Origin of the sequence: Pseudomonas sp. EMN2 (assembly GCF_009650555.1) — a bacterium.
Taxonomy (GTDB): domain Bacteria; phylum Pseudomonadota; class Gammaproteobacteria; order Pseudomonadales; family Pseudomonadaceae; genus Aquipseudomonas; species Aquipseudomonas sichuanensis.
This window is the reverse complement of sequence record NZ_VZZR01000124.1, coordinates 1-16,706: the sequence shown is the minus strand read 5'-3', so window position 1 is coordinate 16,706 and position 16,706 is coordinate 1. Positions and strand designations below refer to the sequence as shown.

Genomic DNA, 16,706 nt, shown 5'->3' with positions numbered 1-16,706 from the left:
CTTGCTGTCAACCGCCTTGCTGAAGATTTTTACGAAGCTGCTTCTTTCAAAACACCTTCAACTTCAACAACTTACTGCCTTTCCCGCTGCGAGCGTCTCGCTGCGGGAGGCGAATAATACAGTATTGAATTGGGCCGTCAACCCCACCAGGTAATTAATTTCCTGGCGAGCTCCCCGCGCTCACTCCAGGAGCTTCCTAAGCCCCCACAAGGCATTACCCTACATAAGCTAATGCCCAACCCTTTCAGGATGACCCCCCCATGCCGCTGACCCACCGCCCAGTTCAAACCACCGACATCCCCGCCATCTGCTGCTTCCCCCAAGGCCAGGACGAACTGTTCTACATGTTCCCAAAAGCCACCTACCCGTTGACGCCCGCTCAACTGACCGAAGCCATCGCCCTGCGCAGCGGTTCGACAGTGATCGAGGAAGACGGCGTTCTACTGGGTTTTGCGAACTTCTATAAAGCAGAACAAGGCGGGATTTGTGCGCTCGGTAACGTGGTGATCGCTCCCGCTGCACGCGGCAAGGGCGTGGCACGCTATCTGGTGCAGTGCATGATCACACTGGCCCGCGAGCAGTTCGCCGCACGAGAAGTCTGGGTGTCTTGCTTCAACCACAACACTGCCGGTTTGTTGCTCTATCCACAGCTTGGGTTCACACCCTTCCATATAGAAGAACGCCGGGCACCGGATCGCAGCAGGGTTGCACTGATACAGATGAAACAAGTGCTGAGCTGATTGCGTGCGTCAGCGGCCCGCCGCCGCAAACGCCTGCAGCTGTGGATAAAACACCCGAAAATCCGCCAGCAGCGGCTCGTACAGTCTCTCCAGTTCCTGCATGACGCCCTGCAGCCCTTCCGGCCGGGATAAGCGCCGGCCGATACCGCTGAACACTTGCTCCAGCGTGGCGAAGTCACCATAGGCCCCCAGCCAATCGTCCGCCGCCATGAACGGCGCAATCCGCGCCAACCGCCCCGGCAGCTGCGGCTCTGCCAACAGCACACGGTAGAAGTCGCCGGTGAACTGCGCCAACGGCTGGTCGGCATACTCCTCCCAGTGCCGCGCCAGGCAGTGGTCGAAAAATACATCCAGGACGATCCCGGCATAACGCCTGCGCTCACGCGGGAAGCGCGCCAGCGCGGCCAACACCAACGGGTGGCTGTCGGTGTAGCTGTCGATCTGCCGGTGCAAGCGGATCGCGGCTTCCAGCTCTGGTGGAAAGCGGCCTTCCAGCGCGCCTTTGACGAAATCGCCATACAGGCTGCCGAGCAGTTGTTGCGGCGCCGGGCCGCCGAGGTGCAAGTGTGCGAGGTAATTCATGGCCGCAGTCTAGCACCGCGCCAACCTATATCGTCATAACCCGATATAGCGATTCTCGATCAGCTCAGAAGCTTTTCATATTTGTATATCGCGAAATACCGATTTATATTTCGCTCCATCGCGATATACCGCTATACACCACGAGCCTATCCATGCCACTCGATCTCGACGAAATAATAAAAGCCCTGTCCCACCCGGTACGGCGAGAAATCCTCAGCTGGCTGAAGGACCCGGCCGCGCAGTTCCCCGACCAGCATCACAGCACCGAGCACGGTGTGTGTGCCGGGCAGATCGATCAACGCTGCGGCCTGTCGCAGTCGACCGTCTCGGCCCACCTGGCGACCCTGCAACGCGCCGGCCTGATCAGCAGCCAGAAGATCGGCCAATGGCACTTCTTCAAACGCAACGAGGCCACCATCCAGGCGTTCCTCGCGCAGATGAGCCAAGAGCTCTGACAAGGACCTTGCAATGCCCCTTTCCTTATTGATCCTGGCGCTCAGCGCCTTCGCCATCGGCACCACCGAGTTCGTCATCATGGGCCTGCTGCCCGATGTCGCGCAGGACCTGGGGGTCAGCATCCCCGGTGCCGGCTGGCTGGTGACCGGCTACGCCCTGGGCGTGGCCATCGGCGCGCCGTTCATGGCCCTGGCCACCGCCCGCCTGCCACGCAAGGCCGCGCTGGTGGCGCTGATGGGCGTATTCATCATTGGCAACCTGCTGTGCGCGGTGGCCGCCGACTACAACCTGCTGATGTTCGCCCGGGTGGTCACCGCGTTGTGCCACGGCGCGTTCTTCGGCATCGGCTCGGTGGTGGCGGCCAGCCTGGTGCCAGCCAACCGCCGCGCCTCGGCCGTCGCGCTGATGTTCACCGGCCTTACCCTCGCCAACGTACTGGGTGTGCCGCTGGGCACTGCGCTGGGCCAAGTCGCCGGCTGGCGTTCGACATTCTGGGCGGTGACCGGCATCGGCGTGGTCGCACTGATCGGCCTGTTGCGTTTCCTGCCAAGCCAGACCGAAGAGCAGAGCGTGAACATGCGCGCCGAACTGGCTGCGCTCAAAGGCGCCGGCATCTGGCTGTCGCTGAGCATGACCGTGCTGTTTTCGGCGTCGATGTTCGCCCTGTTCACCTACGTCGCGCCGCTGCTCGGTGATGTCACTGGCGTGTCGCCACGTGGCGTGACCTGGACCCTGCTGTTGATCGGCCTGGGCCTGACCCTGGGCAATATCGTCGGCGGCAAGCTCGCCGACCGGCGCCTGGGCGCCACTTTGATGGGCGTGTTCACCACCATGGCCGTGGTGTCCACCGCGCTGAGCTGGACCAGCACGGCGCTGGTGCCCGCCGAGATAACCCTGTTCCTCTGGGCCACCGCCGCCTTCGCCGCCGTACCGGCACTGCAGGTCAACGTGGTCACCTACGGCAAGGCCGCCCCTAACCTGGTATCGACCCTCAATATCGGCGCGTTCAACCTGGGCAACGCCCTGGGCGCCTGGGTAGGCGGCAGCGTCATCGCCCACGGTTTCGGCCTGACCCGTGTGCCGCTGGCTGCGGCGGCCCTGGCCGTGCTGGCACTGATCGTCACCCTGATCACTTTCAACCAGCGCGGCAGCGACGCCGAACTGGCCACGGTTTCCAATTGATAGCTGCGAGGCAATCGGTATGACCACGCTGTTCGATCCAATCACACTGGGCGACCTGGAACTGCCCAACCGCATCATCATGGCCCCGCTGACCCGTTGCCGTGCCGATGAAGGCCGGGTACCCAACGCACTGATGGCCGAGTACTACGTGCAACGCGCCAGCGCCGGGCTGATCCTCAGCGAAGCAACCTCCGTCACCCCGATGGGGGTCGGCTACCCCGACACCCCAGGCATCTGGAACGACGAGCAGGTACGCGGCTGGCACAACGTCACCAAGGCCATCCATGCCGCCGGCGGGCGCATCTTCCTGCAGCTGTGGCACGTCGGGCGCATTTCCCACCCGTCGTACCTGAACGGCGAGCTGCCGGTAGCCCCCAGCGCCATCCAGCCCAAGGGCCACGTGAGCCTGGTGCGCCCGCTCAGCAACTACCCCACCCCGCGCGCCCTGGAAACCGAAGAGATCGCCGACATCGTCGAGGCCTACCGCAGCGCTGCCGAAAACGCCAAGGCCGCGGGTTTCGACGGCGTGGAGATCCATGGCGCCAATGGCTACCTGCTCGACCAGTTCCTGCAGAGCAGCACCAACCAGCGCACCGACCGCTACGGCGGCTCGCTGGAAAGCCGTGCACGCCTGCTGCTGGAGGTGACCGATGCTGCCATCGAGGTGTGGGGAGCCGGCCGCGTCGGCGTACACCTGGCACCGCGCGCCGATGCCCACGACATGGGCGACGCCGACCGCGCCGAGACCTTCACCTACGTGGCCCGGGAACTGGGCAAGCGTGGTATCGCGTTCATCTGTTCACGGGAAAAGGAAGCCGACGACAGTATTGGCCTGCTTATAAAGGATGCGTTCGGCGGACCGTACATCGTCAACGAACGCTTCGACAAAGCCAGCGCCAATGCCGCCCTGGCCAGCGGCAAGGCCGATGCGGTGGCCTTTGGCATCCCGTTCATCGCCAACCCCGACCTCCCGGCACGGCTGGCGGCCGATGCGCCGCTCAATGCGCCGCATCCGGAAACCTTCTATGGCAAGGGGCCGGTGGGGTACATCGATTACCCGCGGCTCTGATAAAAAGAGAGCGCCGATTGGCGCTCTTCTTTTTTACCGAGCTGCTCAGCGCTTCTTGCCTCCGAGCAACGACCCCATCAACCCTCGCACCAACTGCCGCCCCAGCTGGTTGGCCGCCTGGCGCACCGCCGACTTGATCGCCTGCCCGGCCGCGCTCTGCAGAAACTCGCCGGCCTTGTCGGCCAGGCTTTCCTCATCGGCCTTGGGCTGGGGCGCAGGCTCCAGTGGCGCGCCTTTGCGCTGCAGGAGCATTTCATAGGCCGACTCGCGGTCGATCGGTTTGTCGTAACGGCCCAGCAATGGCGACGCCGCGATCAACGCGCTGCGCTCGGCCGCGCTCAACGGCCCGATCCGCGACTGCGGCGGAGCAATCAGCACCCGCTGGACCATGGCCGGTGTGCCCTTTTCTTCCAAGGTGCCCACCAGCGCCTCACCGATACCCAGTTCGGTCAGCACCGTCAGGCTGTCGAAGGCAGGGTTGGGGCGGAAGCCATCGGCCACGGCGCGCAATGATTTCTGCTCCTTGGCGGTGAACGCCCGCAGGCCGTGCTGGATACGCAACCCCAACTGGGCCAGCACGGTATCCGGGAGGTCGCCGGGCGACTGGGTGACGAAATAAACCCCCACGCCTTTGGAGCGGATCAGCCGCACCACTTGCTCCAGGCGGTCCTGCAACGCCTTTGGCGTATCGTTGAACAGCAAGTGGGCTTCATCGAAGAACAGCGCCAGCACCGGCTTGTCGGCATCACCGCGCTCGGGCAGTTGCTCGAACAGCTCGGCGAGCAGCCAAAGCAGGAAAGTCGCATAGACCTTGGGCGCCTCATGCACCAGGCGGCTGGCGTCGAGCAGATGGATGCGGCCACGGCCGTCGCTACCCGGGTGCAGCAAGTCCTCCAGTTGCAGCGCTGGCTCGCCGAACAGCGCCTCGGCGCCCTGCTGCTCCAGGGTGGCCAGGCGGCGCAGCAGGGCCTAGGTCGAGGCACTGGTCATCAGCGCGCTGTCCTCGCCGAGCAGTTGCGGGTTGTCCTTCAAGTGCGCCAACAAGGCCTTGAGGTCCTTGAGGTCGAGCAACAACAGCCCCTCACGGTCAGCCACCTTGAACGCCGCATACAAGGCCGCCTGCTGGCTGTCGGTAAGCTCCAGCAGGTTGCCCAGCAGCAAGGGGCCCATTTCACTCAGGGTGGTACGCAACGGGTGCCCCGACTGGCCGGCGATATCCCACAAGGTGACCGGGTAGGCCTGCGGGCGATGATTCAGCCAAGGCATCCCGGCGATGCGCTCGGCCACCTTGCCCTGCGGCGTGCCGGCCGCGCCCAGGCCACACAGGTCGCCCTTCACATCGGCGGCGAACACTGCCACACCGGCATCGCTGAACAGCTCGGCCAGATGCTGCAAGGTGACGGTCTTGCCGGTCCCTGTGGCACCCGCCACCAGCCCGTGGCGATTGGCCAGGCGCATGGCCTGGGACACCGGCTGGCCGTCAGGGCCAGCGCCTACAAGCATTTGAAAAGAATCCGGCATCTTGTTCATCCTTTGCTCAAGTTCTGCGTGGTAACGGCCGATATTTCAAAATGATTCCAAACAGAAAGACAGTTACAACCCGAAAAGGCCCCCCGGGACCTGTTGCACTGTTTTCCCACCGTGCTTTGTGCGAACGACCCGATAAAAAAACCTTAGCGGACGCGATCACGTCATGAATAAAAGCCTTCGTTTCAGCCACAAGATTCTTATGGCGGCATCACTCATCGTGATCCTCGCCTTCAGCCTGTTCACCCTGTACAACGACTACCTCCAGCGTAATGCCATTCGCGAGAACCTGGAGAATTACCTGGCCGAGATGGGCGAATCCACGTCCACCAACATCCGCAACCTGTTCGAGGGCCGCATCAAGCTGGTCGAGAACGTTGCCCAGAACCTTGCCCAGTACCCACAGAACATCGGCACCCTGCTGGGCCAGAATGCCCTCACTTCCAGCTTTCTGACCATCTACCTCGGCCAGCCCGACGGCACCTTCACCGTGCGCCCGGACACCAAGATGCCCGATGGCTACGACCCTCGCGTGCGCCCCTGGTACAAGGATGGCATGAACGCCAACGGCCCGATGCTCACCGAACCCTACATCGACATGGCCACCAACAAGATGGTCATCTCGATCATCAGCACCGCTTCGCGCTCGGTCGGCGTGGTCGGTGGCGACCTGGCCCTCGACGGCCTGGTCGAGATCATCAACTCGCTGAACTTCGGCGGCATGGGCTATGCCTTCCTGGTCAACGACCAAGGCAAGATCCTGGTGCACCCGGACAAGAATCTGGTGATGAAGTCGCTGTCGGACCTGTTCCCGCAGCACACACCGAAACTGTCCCGTGAGTTGACCGAAGTCGAACTCGATGGCCAGACCCGCCTGCTGACCTTCACCCCGGTCAAGGGCCTGCCTTCGGCCAACTGGTACATCGGTCTGTCGGTAGACAAAGACAAAGCCTTCACCATGCTCAGCAACTTCCGCACCTCGGCGGTCATCGCCACCCTGGTGGCGGTGGTGATCATCATCGCCCTGCTCGGCCTGCTGATCCGTGTGCTGCTGCAGCCGCTGCACACCATGACCCGCGCCATGGAGAACATCGCCGAAGGTGAAGGCGACCTGACTCGCCGCCTGCAGATCGACAACCACGACGAGTTCGGCATTCTCGGCACGGCTTTCAACCGCTTCGTCGAACGCATCCACACCTCGATCCGCGAGGTGTCCTCGGCCACCGAGCAGGTCAACGAAGTGGCCCTGCGGGTGATCAGCGCCTCCAACTCGTCGATGACCAACTCCGACGAGCAGTCCAACCGCACCAACAGCGTCGCTGCCGCCATCAACCAGCTGGGTGCCGCCGCCCAGGAGATCGCCGGCAACGCCGCCCAGGCGTCGCAGCACGCCAGCTCCGCACGCCTGCTGGCAGAGGAAGGCCAACACGTGGTGCAGCGCAACATCGATGCGATGAACCGCCTGTCGGACCTGATCGTCACCTCCAGCTCGCACATCGAGACGCTCAACAACAAGACCGTCAACATCGGCCAGATTCTCGAGGTGATCACCAGCATCTCGCAGCAGACCAACCTGCTGGCGCTCAACGCCGCCATCGAGGCTGCGCGTGCCGGCGAAGCCGGGCGTGGCTTTGCCGTGGTCGCCGATGAAGTGCGCAACCTGGCCCACCGCACCCAGGAGTCGGCGCAACAGGTGCAGACCATGATCGAGGAGCTGCAAATCGGCGCCCGCGAGTCGGTCGACACCATGGGCCAGAGCCAGCGCCACAGCCAGGACAGCATGGAGATCGCCAACCAGGCCGGCGAGCGCCTGGGCAGCGTGACCCAGCGCATCGGCGAAATCGACGGCATGAACCAGTCCGTGGCCACCGCCACCGAAGAGCAGACCGCCGTGGTCGACTCGATCAACATGGACATCAACGAAATCAACATGCTCAACCAGGAAGGCGTCGAGAACCTGCAGGCCACCCTGCGCGCCTGCTCGGACCTCGAGCAGCAGGCCGGCCGCCTGAAGCACCTGGTCGGCAGCTTCCGCATCTGACCGTCCGACCGGGTTGCCTGCTTCGCAGGTGAACCCGCTCCCACAGGATCTGCGCAGTGCCTGAAACTGTCGCGATCACTGTGGGAGCGGGTTCACCCGCGAAGAAGCCAGCGCCGCTTCCCGATCGAACAAACTATCCTTCTGTAAGGTCAACCTTCAGGCGAATCATCGTCGGCGTATCACGCCCGATGACGATCTTGAAGTCGATCCGCGGAGGGATGCTGATCGTGCACATCGCCGACATCACCATGTTCTACGCTCCGGCCAGCGGTGGTGTACGGACGTATCTCGACGCCAAACACCACCGCCTCGGCGCCATGCCCGGCGTACGCCACAGCTTGTTGATCCCCGGTCCCAGCGCCAGCCACACCGATGGCATCCACCACGTCCCCGCCCCACCCCTGCCATTCGGCAACGGCTACCGCTTCCCCCTGCGCCTGGCCCCCTGGTGCAACATGCTGCGCCGCCTGCAGCCCGACCTGATCGAAGTCGGCGACCCCTATCTCACCGCCTGGGCCGCGCTGGAGGCCCGGCGCAAGCTCGCGGTACCGGTGATCGGCTTCTATCACTCCGACTTGCCGCTGCTAGTCAGCAACCGCATGGGCCACTGGTTCGAGCCCAATGTCGAGGCCTATGTGAGCAAGCTGTATGGCAACTTCGACCGGGTGCTGGCGCCAAGCCAGGTGATGGCCGACAAACTGCGTCGGCTCGGGATCAGGGATGTGCACGTGCAGCACCTGGGCGTTGACCTGGCCCTGTTCAACCCGGCCCGACACGACCCCGGCCTGCGCGCCGAGCTGGGCATCGCTGAAACCAGCCGCCTGCTGGTGTTTGCCGGGCGCGGCTCACGGGAAAAGAACCTGCCGGTACTGCTCGACTGCATGCGCCTGCTGGGCCAGCGCTACCACCTGCTGTTGCTGGGTTCGAACATGCCGGCCAGCGTGCCGGACAACGTCAGCGTGATCGACCATTTCTGCCCACCTCAGGAAGTCGCCCGGCTACTGGCCAGTGCCGACCTGCTGCTGCATGCCGGCGATCAGGAAACCTTTGGCCTGGTGATTCTCGAAGCCATGGCCAGCGCCACCGCGGTTGTCGCCGTACGTGCAGGCGCGTTCAGGGAAATCATCAACGAGCAGTGTGGCCGCCTGTGCCGCCCCAACGACAGCCAGGCCATGGCCAACGGGGTACACGAAGCGTTCGAGGACGGCGTGGGCCGCCTCGGTGCCCAGGCCCGCCTGCATGTCGAGCAGCACTATAGCTGGGACCAGGTGGTCAACGGCCTGCTGCTGCACTACCAGGCGGTACTCGGCCACCTGCCACAGGTACGCGCCCATGGCTGAGCCCGACGGCGCCGCACGCAGCCTGATGCTGGTGCTGCACGATGTCGCGCCGCAAACCTGGCCCGACTACCAGCCCTTCGTGCAGGCCATCGACAGCCTCGGCGGCGTGCCGATGACCTGGCTGGTGGTCCCGGACTTCCATCACCGCAACTACCTGGCCCGCTCACCGACCTTCTGCCGCCTGCTCGAGCGGCGCCTGGCACTGGGTGACGAGTTGGCCCTGCACGGTTACTACCATGCCGACGACGGGCCACCGCCCCGTGGGCCTGGCGAGTACTTCATGCGCCGTGTCTACACCCATGAAGGTGAGTTCTACGGGCTCGACCAGATGGCTGCCTTGCAACGCCTGCAAGCCGGGTTGGCGCTGTTCGGCCAGCAAGGCTGGCCCGTCGCCGGCTTCGTCGCCCCCGCATGGCTGATGAGTGAAGGTACCCGGCAGGCCTTGCGCCAACTGCCGCTGCGCTACACCAGCACTGCCCGATACCTGTATCGCCTGCCGGACTTCACCGCATTCAACGCCCCAGGCCTGGTGTGGAGTGCGCGCAGCGCCTGGCGCCGCAGCCTGTCGAAGCTGATCAACGAATGGCAGTACCGACGCTGGCAGCAGGCCGATACATTGCGCCTGGGATTACACCCGATTGATATGCGCCATCCAGCCTCCCGCAACTACTGGCTGGACACTCTGCACCGGCTGTTGGCCGAAGGCCGCGAACCCCTGACCAAATGCGCCTGGCTTGATCGCCAGGTCACTGCATGAAAGGCACCGACGGGCCTGGGGGTGAAGTTCGGCGGCTGTCGCGGCGATCCTGAGCTGACGCGCGGTTACCTGCTAATTCTCTCGGCTGGCCGAAAGGAGCAACTGCGCGTCCGCAGCTGGAGCGCTGGCGGCCTCAGACGGGTTGAGCGCTTGCCACAACGCAGCGGCACCGGGGAACTCGGTGCCGTCCTCGTCGCGCAGCGCTTCAGGGTCGAAACGCGCCAGGCAACCTTCGCCCAAGGTTGGCGGCGCGCAGGCGCCGGCCTTGTCGCGAGGGCCTGCCATGGTCAGTCGAAGACCACGGTCTTGTTGCCGTGCACCAGCACGCGGTCTTCGAGGTGATAACGCAGGCCACGGGCCAGCACCATCTTCTCCACGTCACGGCCGAAACGCACCATGTCCTCGATGCTGTCGGCGTGGCTCACACGCACCACGTCCTGCTCGATGATCGGGCCGGCATCCAGCTCTTCGGTGACGTAGTGGCAGGTCGCGCCGATCAGCTTCACGCCACGCAGGGCAGCCTGGTGGTACGGCTTGGCACCGACGAACGACGGCAGGAAGCTGTGGTGGATGTTGATGACCTTTTCCGCGTAGTCACGGCACAGCTGTGGCGGCAGAATCTGCATGTAGCGCGCCAGCACCACCACGTCGGCACCGTGTTCCTGGACCAGGCGCGAGACCTCGGCGAAAGCCGGGGCCTTGTCCTTCGGGTCGACCGGCACGTGGAAGAACGGAATCCCATGCCACTCGACCATGCTGCGCAGGTCGTCGTGGTTGGAGATCACGCAGGGAATCTCGCAATCCAGTTCATCGGTGTGCCAGCGGTGCAGCAGGTCGGCCAGGCAGTGGGATTCACGGCTGGCCATCAGCACCACGCGCTTCTTCTGCGCCGAGTCGGTGATCCGCCAGGTCATGGAGAACTCTTCGGCGATCGGCGCAAACGCCTCGCGGAATGCATCGATGCCGAACGGCAGGGATTCGGCGCGGATTTCATGGCGCATGAAGAACCAGCCACTCTGTTCATCGGAGTGGTGGCTGGCCTCGTTGATCCAGCCATTATAGAGGGCCAGGAAATTACTGACTTTCGCCACGATGCCGACACGGTCGGGGCAGGCAATCACCAGTCGATAGGTGCGCATGAGGGGGCTCCAGAACTTCGCAAAGGCGCATATTCTAGCGGCCCGGGAAGAAAAACGCAGTATTGATCGACAGGCATCGCAGCGACGGCGACAGGGAAAATTCCCACGCGCCATCTCCCTTCTTCGTAAAGGGGTATGCCGATTAACCTGTCATTTATGTAAATTTTTTTTAACCAAACAGCGATCTGGCCATTCACTGCTATTAATTGATTCGTGACTTTTTAATTGTTTACTTGCGAGTATCGCCTGTCTATTATTGCCCGCACTGTCTCCCTGAACATGCATTAAGGAACACGCCATGTCGCTGATCAACGAATACCGCGCCACCGAAGAAGCCATCAAAGAACTTCAGGCCCGCCTGGCCAACCTGTCCCAGGATGACAAGCTGAAGAAAGAACTGGAGTTCGAAGGCAAACTGCGCACCCTGATGGGCGAATACTCCAAGTCGCTGCGCGACGTGATTGCCCTGCTCGACCCAGAAAGCAAACTGAGCAAGGCCCCGCGCGGCGCGACCAAAGTCACCGCCACCAAACGCGCACGCAAGGTCAAGCAGTACAAGAACCCGCACAATGGCGAGGTTATTGAAACCAAGGGTGGCAACCACAAGACCCTGAAAGAGTGGAAAGCCAAGTGGGGCGGCGACGTCGTTGAAGGCTGGGCCACCCTGCTGGACTGATACGCGTATCATGCAATCAGTTACAACTTGAAAAACGCCGGCAGCTGCCGGCGTTTTTTCTTACTGCTTGGGTTCAAATCTGGAACTGCGTTTTCAATTGCCCGGCATGTACCTGCCAGGCCTTCAATACCGCTCTCCCCGCCTCGTCGGCCTCGGCCCAACTGCTCTGCAACGCCTTCTCGAAGTCACCCAGGGTGTTCGGTGCGCCCAAACCAGGGTCGCTTAAGCGCTGCTGGCAGAATGCCTGCCAACGTGCCTGTTCTTGTGCATCGAGGGTGTCGGCAAAGTTGCGTGCACGATAACGGAACAACAGCTCGGGCAAGCGCGAATCATCGAACATCCAGTGTCCCTTGGCCAATTGCGCCGGGTCTGTGGTACGTACTTGTTCACACAAGCGTCTGTCTCGATCACCGATGAATCCGTCGTACAACTGTTGTTCCGGATCCTCACAGGGGGCAAAGTCTTCTTCCCCGTAAATAATCTCGAGCTTGTCGCGCCAATGGGCCTGCTGACTGGCCAATTGCTCAGCGTGCCTCTGCAGTTGCGCCATATCCAGGCCCAACCGTTGTTGATCGGCGGGGCGCACTACCGACAAGGGTGCCAGCACCGGGCAGCGATTGACATGCACCAACTTCAACGGCACAGGTAGTTCGCCTTCCGCCAATGCTTCGCGCCGCGTGTACAACCGCTGACGCAGCACCTCGGCACTTTCCTGCAGCAGCGGCGAAGTTTCCTGCCCCAGGTCACAGACAATCAGGGCGTTGCGATTACGCGGATGCCAGGCCAATGGCAGCACCACACCGATGTAATTACGCTGGGCAGAGAAACGCCCTGATACATGTACCAATGGTTGCAGCAGGCGAATCTGCTCCATCACTTTGTGCTTGCTGCGCAACTGGAACAGCCAGTCATAGAGTTTCGGTTGTTTCTCGCGAATCAGTCGCGCCAGCGCGATGGTTGCCCGTACGTCGGACAACGCTTCATGGGCGTGGCCATGGTCGATGCCATTGGCCTTGCTGAGCAGCTCCAGGCGCAGGCTGGTACGTCCCTCCTGCTGCGGCCAGACTATCCCTTCAGGGCGCAGGGCATACGCCGTACGCACCACGTCGATCAGATCCCAACGGCTGTTGCCGCCCTGCCATTCGCGGGCATAGGGGTCGAAAAAGTTGCGGTAAAGGCTGTAGCGGGTGACTTCGTCATCGAAACGCAGGGTGTTGTAGCCGGCACCACAGGTGCCTGGGCGGGCCAACTGCTCATGGATCCGGGTCATGAACTCGGCTTCGCACAAGCCCTGGCTGGCCAGTTGCTGCGGCGTGATACCGGTCACCAGGCACGCGGCGGGGTGCGGCAGGATGTCGTCGGAGGGACGGCAATAGAGGCTGATCGGCGCCTCGATCTCGTTGAGGTCGAGGTCGGTGCGTACACCGGCTACCTGCAACGGGCGGTCGTTACGTGGGTTGATGCCGGTGGTTTCGTAGTCGTGCCAGAAGATGCTGGAGCTCACGGGGTCTTCCTGTAACAAGGTCGACCAGAGTCTAGCGGGCGTAGTGGCGCCAGGGCCAGCGTTCAGGCAGAGGCGTTGAGCGGGCGGAAGCTGAAGTAGTCGCGCAGCGAGCGCACGAAATCATCGTATTCCTGGGGTGCCTGCAGCAGCATGAAGCCGGCATCGTAATGCCCCGGCGTCTCGTCTTCGCGGCACCACAGGCAACTGGCGGTGAGGTTGATCAGTTGCTGCCCGCCGCCGGCCTGCGGCACGCGCAGTTGCAGCTCGAAATCTGGCCCCACCAGCACCGGCAACTGGCTGATCAGCATCAGGCCGTCCTCGGAGGCATTGCCCAGGTACCCGATCTGCTGGTCGGTAAAGCGGTTGTAGACCTTGAGTACGCAAGGCAGTTGGTGGCGTTGTATATGACGTTCGGTAAACATGGTGGCTGTGTATTCCTGTACCCGGAGCCAGGAAGACAAGGTACTGGCAGTGATCGTTACAACTTGTTTAACAGATTAGCCCAGCCCGATGGGCCATTACCATGAAATCGGCGACACCTTGGGATTAACGCCAAGGTGTGCCTTTTACCGGGCTGGCCACTGCCGCTTCACCGCGCAGATAGCCCAGCCTTTCAAGGGTTTGCAGGCGAGCCTGGGCGCGATAGGCGTATTCGTTGCGCGGGTACTGCTGGATCAGGTACTGGTAGGTCTGCGCTGCATCTACGTAAAGTTTCTGCCGCTCCAGGCACTGGCCACGCAGCATCGACACTTCCGGATGGATGAACGGCCGTGCGCGGCTGGTGCGGTCGACCTGCGACAGCTCCAGCATGACCCGCGAGCAGTCGCCACGGTCATAGGCACGGTAGGCATTGTTCAAATGGTGGTCCATGGACCAGCGGGTGCAGCCGACGACACTGGCCGCCATGGTCAAAACGATCAGGGTGCGCATGGGAACTCTCCTTGGATGCCAAGTGTATCGGCGCCTGTGTGAAATTCTCCAGCATCAAGTTACAAGTGGCGAAATGCCTTAATCAGCCACTCATCCATCTGCTTGTAGCGTGCCGCTTGTAGCTTGCGTCTTTCAGCGTGCAAGCGACCGTTGATTCTGCCTCCCGGTAGTGCAACGGAACAATGACTACAGCTCAATTGAGGAGTAGCCTCTCGCTGCGCTTCACTATAGGAGTCTGTGCATGACCATCCGTCGTACCAAAATCGTCGCCACCCTTGGCCCCGCCAGCAATTCGCCGGAAGTGATCGAACAACTGATCCTCGCCGGCCTGGACGTGGCACGCCTGAACTTCTCCCACGGCACCCCGGACGAGCACAAGGCCCGCGCCCGCCTGATCCGCGACATCGCCGCCAAGAACGGCCGCCACGTCGCGCTGCTGGGCGACCTGCAGGGTCCGAAGATCCGCATCGCCAAATTCAGCAACAAGCGCATCGAACTGAAAGTCGGTGACAAGTTCACCTTCTCCACCGCCCACCCGCTCACCGAAGGCACTCAGGACATCGTCGGCATCGATTACCCCGACCTGGTCAAGGACTGCGGCGTCGGTGACGAACTGCTGCTCGACGACGGCCGTGTGGTCATGCGCGTCGAGACCGCCACCAGCGATGCCCTGCATTGCGTGGTGATCATCGGCGGCCCGCTGTCCGACCACAAAGGCATCAACCGCAAGGGTGGCGGCCTGACCGCGCCAGCCCTGACCGAAAAAGACAAAGCCGACATCAAGCTGGCCGCGGAAATGGACCTGGACTACCTGGCCGTCTCCTTCCCGCGTGACGCCAGCGACATGGAATACGCCCGCAAGCTGCGTGATGAAGCCGGCGGCAGCGCCTGGCTGGTGGCCAAGATCGAACGCGCCGAAGCGGTGGCCGACGACGAGACCCTCGACCAACTGATCCTCGCCTCCGACGCGGTGATGGTTGCGCGTGGCGACCTGGGCGTGGAAATCGGCGACGCCGAGTTGATCGCCATCCAGAAGAAGATCATCCAGCACGCCCGCCGCAACAACAAGGCGGTGATCGTCGCGACCCAGATGATGGAGTCGATGATCCAGAACCCGATGCCGACCCGCGCCGAAGTGTCCGACGTGGCCAACGCCGTGCTGGACAACACCGACGCGGTGATGCTGTCGGCCGAAAGCGCCGCCGGCAGCTACCCGATCGAAGCAGTCCAGGCCATGGCGCGGATCTGCTCGGGCGCTGAAAAGCACCCGACCAGCCAGAAGTCCAGCCACCGTCTGCATACCACCTTCGAGCGCTGCGACGAGTCCATCGCCCTCGCGGCGATGTACACCGCCAACCACTTCCCCGGCGTCAAGGCGATCATCGCCCTCACCGAAAGTGGCTACACCCCGCTGATCATGTCGCGCCTGCGCTCGCATGTGCCGATCTTCGCGCTGTCGCCGCACCGTGCCACCCAGGCCCGTGCCAACATGTTCCGCGGCGTCTACCCGATCGCATTCGACCCAGCCTCGCTGCCGGCCGACAAGGTCAGCCAGGCAGCCGTCGACGAGCTGCTCAAGCGCGGCCTGGTGGAGCAAGGTGACTGGGTCATCCTCACCAAGGGTGACAGCTACCACACCATCGGTGGCACCAACGGCATGAAGATCCTGCACGTAGGTGATCCGCTGGTCGGTTGATTCACACGCAGTACCTATCGCGGGGCAAGCCCGCTCCCACGCAGCCGATACAAGTTGCGTGGGAGCGGGCTTGCCCCGCGATCGTTTTAACGCCTAGACATGCTCGGTAAATACATCCGCAAGCACCTGGTTCCTCGGCACTCCAGCAATGAACAGCCGCCGGGAGAACCGCTCGACACGCCCCGGCGCTCCGCACACCAGCGCCATCGTCTGCCGCGATGACGGCCGCAAGGTCGCCAGTGCATCATCCAACTGCTCCGCCAGCACCAGTTCGACACTCACCCCATCCATGCGCATCAACGGTTCGGCCAGGTAGTGCCCTGCCCGATCGCGTGCCACGTGCAGCACCCGAATCTCCCCCTGATGCCCCTGGCGCAACGCTTCGCGCAAGATGCCCCACAATGGCGCCAGCCCCGTACCCGCCGCCAGCAACCAGAGCGGCCGCGTCTGCCAGTCGGGGTCGTAGTGCAAGGCACCACCACGCAGCTCGCCGAGCCTGATTTCATCACCCACGCTCATTTGCCGGGCCCGGTCGCAGAACGCACCGGGGCGGCTGCAATCGATATGAAACTCCAGGCAATCGTCCTCGCCCGGCAAGCTCGCCAGCGAATACGGACGGGCGACATCGCCACACCACAACACCAGATGCTGCCCTGCCCGGTAGCGCAGCGGCCTTTGCGGTTCGAGCCGCAGGCGCAGCACATCGCCGAACCAGTCCAGGGTGCTGACCCTGGCCGGCAAGCCATCGCGTTGCGGGTCGAACACCGCCACCCGCAGGTCACCGGCCACCGTGCACTGGCAGGCCAGTCGCCAGCCTTCGTCGCGCTTGTCGGCGCTCAGTGCCTCGGGTTTGGCATCGACGGGCAGACCGTCGAGGCAGCGCACCAGGCAGGCATGGCAACTGCCGGCGCGGCAACTGTAGGGCACGGCGCAACCGGCGTCGTTGAGTGCATCGAGCAGGTTGCTCGCGGTCGGCACCGTAAAGCGGCGCTCGCCCACGTAGAGTTCGGGCATGTCAGGTTCTCATCAGACTCATATTTGGGCACCACCGCCGGCGAGCGACGCAG

The 16,706-nt window shown here is 63.0% G+C and carries 16 protein-coding genes and 2 pseudogenes; 10 read left to right on the top strand and 8 right to left on the bottom strand.

All coding sequences use genetic code 11. The features are described 5' to 3' along the window. Window positions 1–260 precede the first annotated feature (260 nt). Window positions 261–740, top strand: coding sequence for a GNAT family N-acetyltransferase (locus F6X61_RS26405; RefSeq protein WP_153789230.1), 480 nt, complete (start codon window positions 261–263; stop codon window positions 738–740). Window positions 741–749: 9 nt separating this feature from the next. Here the strand turns inward: F6X61_RS26405 and F6X61_RS26400 are convergent, their stop codons facing one another. Next, window positions 750–1,322: an ACP phosphodiesterase gene (locus F6X61_RS26400; protein WP_153789229.1), complete on the bottom strand. Its 573-nt coding sequence runs from the start codon at window positions 1,320–1,322 to the stop codon at window positions 750–752. 152 nt (window positions 1,323–1,474) lie between these two features. Here F6X61_RS26400 and F6X61_RS26395 point away from each other — a divergent pair, with 152 nt between their 5' ends. From F6X61_RS26395 to F6X61_RS26385, 3 genes are read left to right on the top strand one after another with little or no spacing between them, the layout of a single operon-like run. Further along, the gene (locus F6X61_RS26395; RefSeq protein ID WP_153789228.1) at window positions 1,475–1,777 is read left to right on the top strand and encodes a helix-turn-helix transcriptional regulator; all 303 of its coding nucleotides are present in this window, start codon (window positions 1,475–1,477) and stop codon (window positions 1,775–1,777) included. A gap of 13 nt (window positions 1,778–1,790) precedes the next feature. Next, window positions 1,791–2,960, top strand: a complete 1,170-nt coding sequence (locus tag F6X61_RS26390; RefSeq protein WP_153789227.1) for an MFS transporter — start codon at window positions 1,791–1,793, stop codon at window positions 2,958–2,960. Window positions 2,961–2,979: 19 nt separating this feature from the next. Then, a complete protein-coding gene (locus F6X61_RS26385; protein WP_153789226.1) occupies window positions 2,980–4,029 on the top strand; it encodes an alkene reductase in 1,050 nt (349 codons plus the stop codon). A 45-nt stretch (window positions 4,030–4,074) separates the two neighbouring features. Here the strand turns inward: F6X61_RS26385 and F6X61_RS26380 are convergent. After that, window positions 4,075–5,550: pseudogene (locus tag F6X61_RS26380) on the bottom strand (helicase HerA-like domain-containing protein). A 172-nt stretch (window positions 5,551–5,722) separates the two neighbouring features. Between F6X61_RS26380 and F6X61_RS27735 the strand changes: the two are divergent. From F6X61_RS27735 to F6X61_RS26365, 4 genes and pseudogenes are all read left to right on the top strand, one after another. After that, a pseudogene (locus tag F6X61_RS27735) lies at window positions 5,723–6,739 on the top strand (cache domain-containing protein); the annotation flags it as partial. Between the two features lie 93 nt (window positions 6,740–6,832). Continuing rightward, on the top strand, window positions 6,833–7,597 hold the full coding sequence (locus F6X61_RS27730; protein WP_371923764.1) for a methyl-accepting chemotaxis protein: 765 nt from the start codon (window positions 6,833–6,835) through the stop codon (window positions 7,595–7,597). Window positions 7,598–7,815: 218 nt separating this feature from the next. After that, entirely contained in the window at window positions 7,816–8,937 is a 1,122-nt protein-coding gene (locus tag F6X61_RS26370) for a glycosyltransferase family 1 protein (protein WP_153789231.1), read from the top strand. Further along, window positions 8,930–9,694, top strand: coding sequence for a DUF2334 domain-containing protein (locus F6X61_RS26365; RefSeq protein ID WP_153789224.1), 765 nt, complete (start codon window positions 8,930–8,932; stop codon window positions 9,692–9,694). The genes F6X61_RS26370 and F6X61_RS26365 overlap by 8 nt, the downstream gene beginning before the upstream one ends. Window positions 9,695–9,766: 72 nt before the next feature. On the opposite strand, the gene F6X61_RS26360 is transcribed toward F6X61_RS26365, so the two are convergent. Together F6X61_RS26360 and purU are read right to left on the bottom strand one after the other, a co-directional pair. Beyond that, entirely contained in the window at window positions 9,767–9,979 is a 213-nt protein-coding gene (locus F6X61_RS26360; RefSeq protein ID WP_153789223.1) for a hypothetical protein, read from the bottom strand. 2 nt (window positions 9,980–9,981) lie between these two features. After that, entirely contained in the window at window positions 9,982–10,833 is an 852-nt protein-coding gene (purU, locus tag F6X61_RS26355; protein ID WP_153789222.1) for a formyltetrahydrofolate deformylase, read from the bottom strand. Between the two features lie 298 nt (window positions 10,834–11,131). Between purU and mvaT the strand changes: the two genes are divergently transcribed. After that, the gene (gene mvaT, locus F6X61_RS26350) at window positions 11,132–11,509 is read left to right on the top strand and encodes a histone-like nucleoid-structuring protein MvaT (RefSeq protein ID WP_110994923.1); all 378 of its coding nucleotides are present in this window, start codon (window positions 11,132–11,134) and stop codon (window positions 11,507–11,509) included. Window positions 11,510–11,582: 73 nt separating this feature from the next. Here the strand turns inward: mvaT and sbcB are convergent, their stop codons facing one another. From sbcB to F6X61_RS26335, 3 genes are all read right to left on the bottom strand, one after another. After that, window positions 11,583–13,013: an exodeoxyribonuclease I gene (sbcB, locus tag F6X61_RS26345; RefSeq protein ID WP_153789221.1), complete on the bottom strand. Its 1,431-nt coding sequence runs from the start codon at window positions 13,011–13,013 to the stop codon at window positions 11,583–11,585. Between the two features lie 62 nt (window positions 13,014–13,075). Continuing rightward, window positions 13,076–13,435 (bottom strand): PilZ domain-containing protein, encoded by a 360-nt coding sequence (locus F6X61_RS26340; protein WP_153789220.1) that lies wholly within the window; start codon window positions 13,433–13,435, stop codon window positions 13,076–13,078. Window positions 13,436–13,559: 124 nt separating this feature from the next. Then, window positions 13,560–13,943: a tetratricopeptide repeat protein gene (locus tag F6X61_RS26335; RefSeq protein ID WP_153789219.1), complete on the bottom strand. Its 384-nt coding sequence runs from the start codon at window positions 13,941–13,943 to the stop codon at window positions 13,560–13,562. A 241-nt stretch (window positions 13,944–14,184) separates the two neighbouring features. Here F6X61_RS26335 and pyk point away from each other — a divergent pair, with 241 nt between their 5' ends. Next, window positions 14,185–15,639, top strand: coding sequence for a pyruvate kinase (gene pyk / locus F6X61_RS26330; protein WP_153789218.1), 1,455 nt, complete (start codon window positions 14,185–14,187; stop codon window positions 15,637–15,639). A gap of 93 nt (window positions 15,640–15,732) precedes the next feature. Here pyk and F6X61_RS26325 read toward each other — a convergent pair whose 3' ends face one another. Continuing rightward, window positions 15,733–16,653, bottom strand: coding sequence for an iron-sulfur-binding ferredoxin reductase (locus F6X61_RS26325; RefSeq protein ID WP_153789217.1), 921 nt, complete (start codon window positions 16,651–16,653; stop codon window positions 15,733–15,735). Window positions 16,654–16,706: the final 53 nt, after the last annotated feature.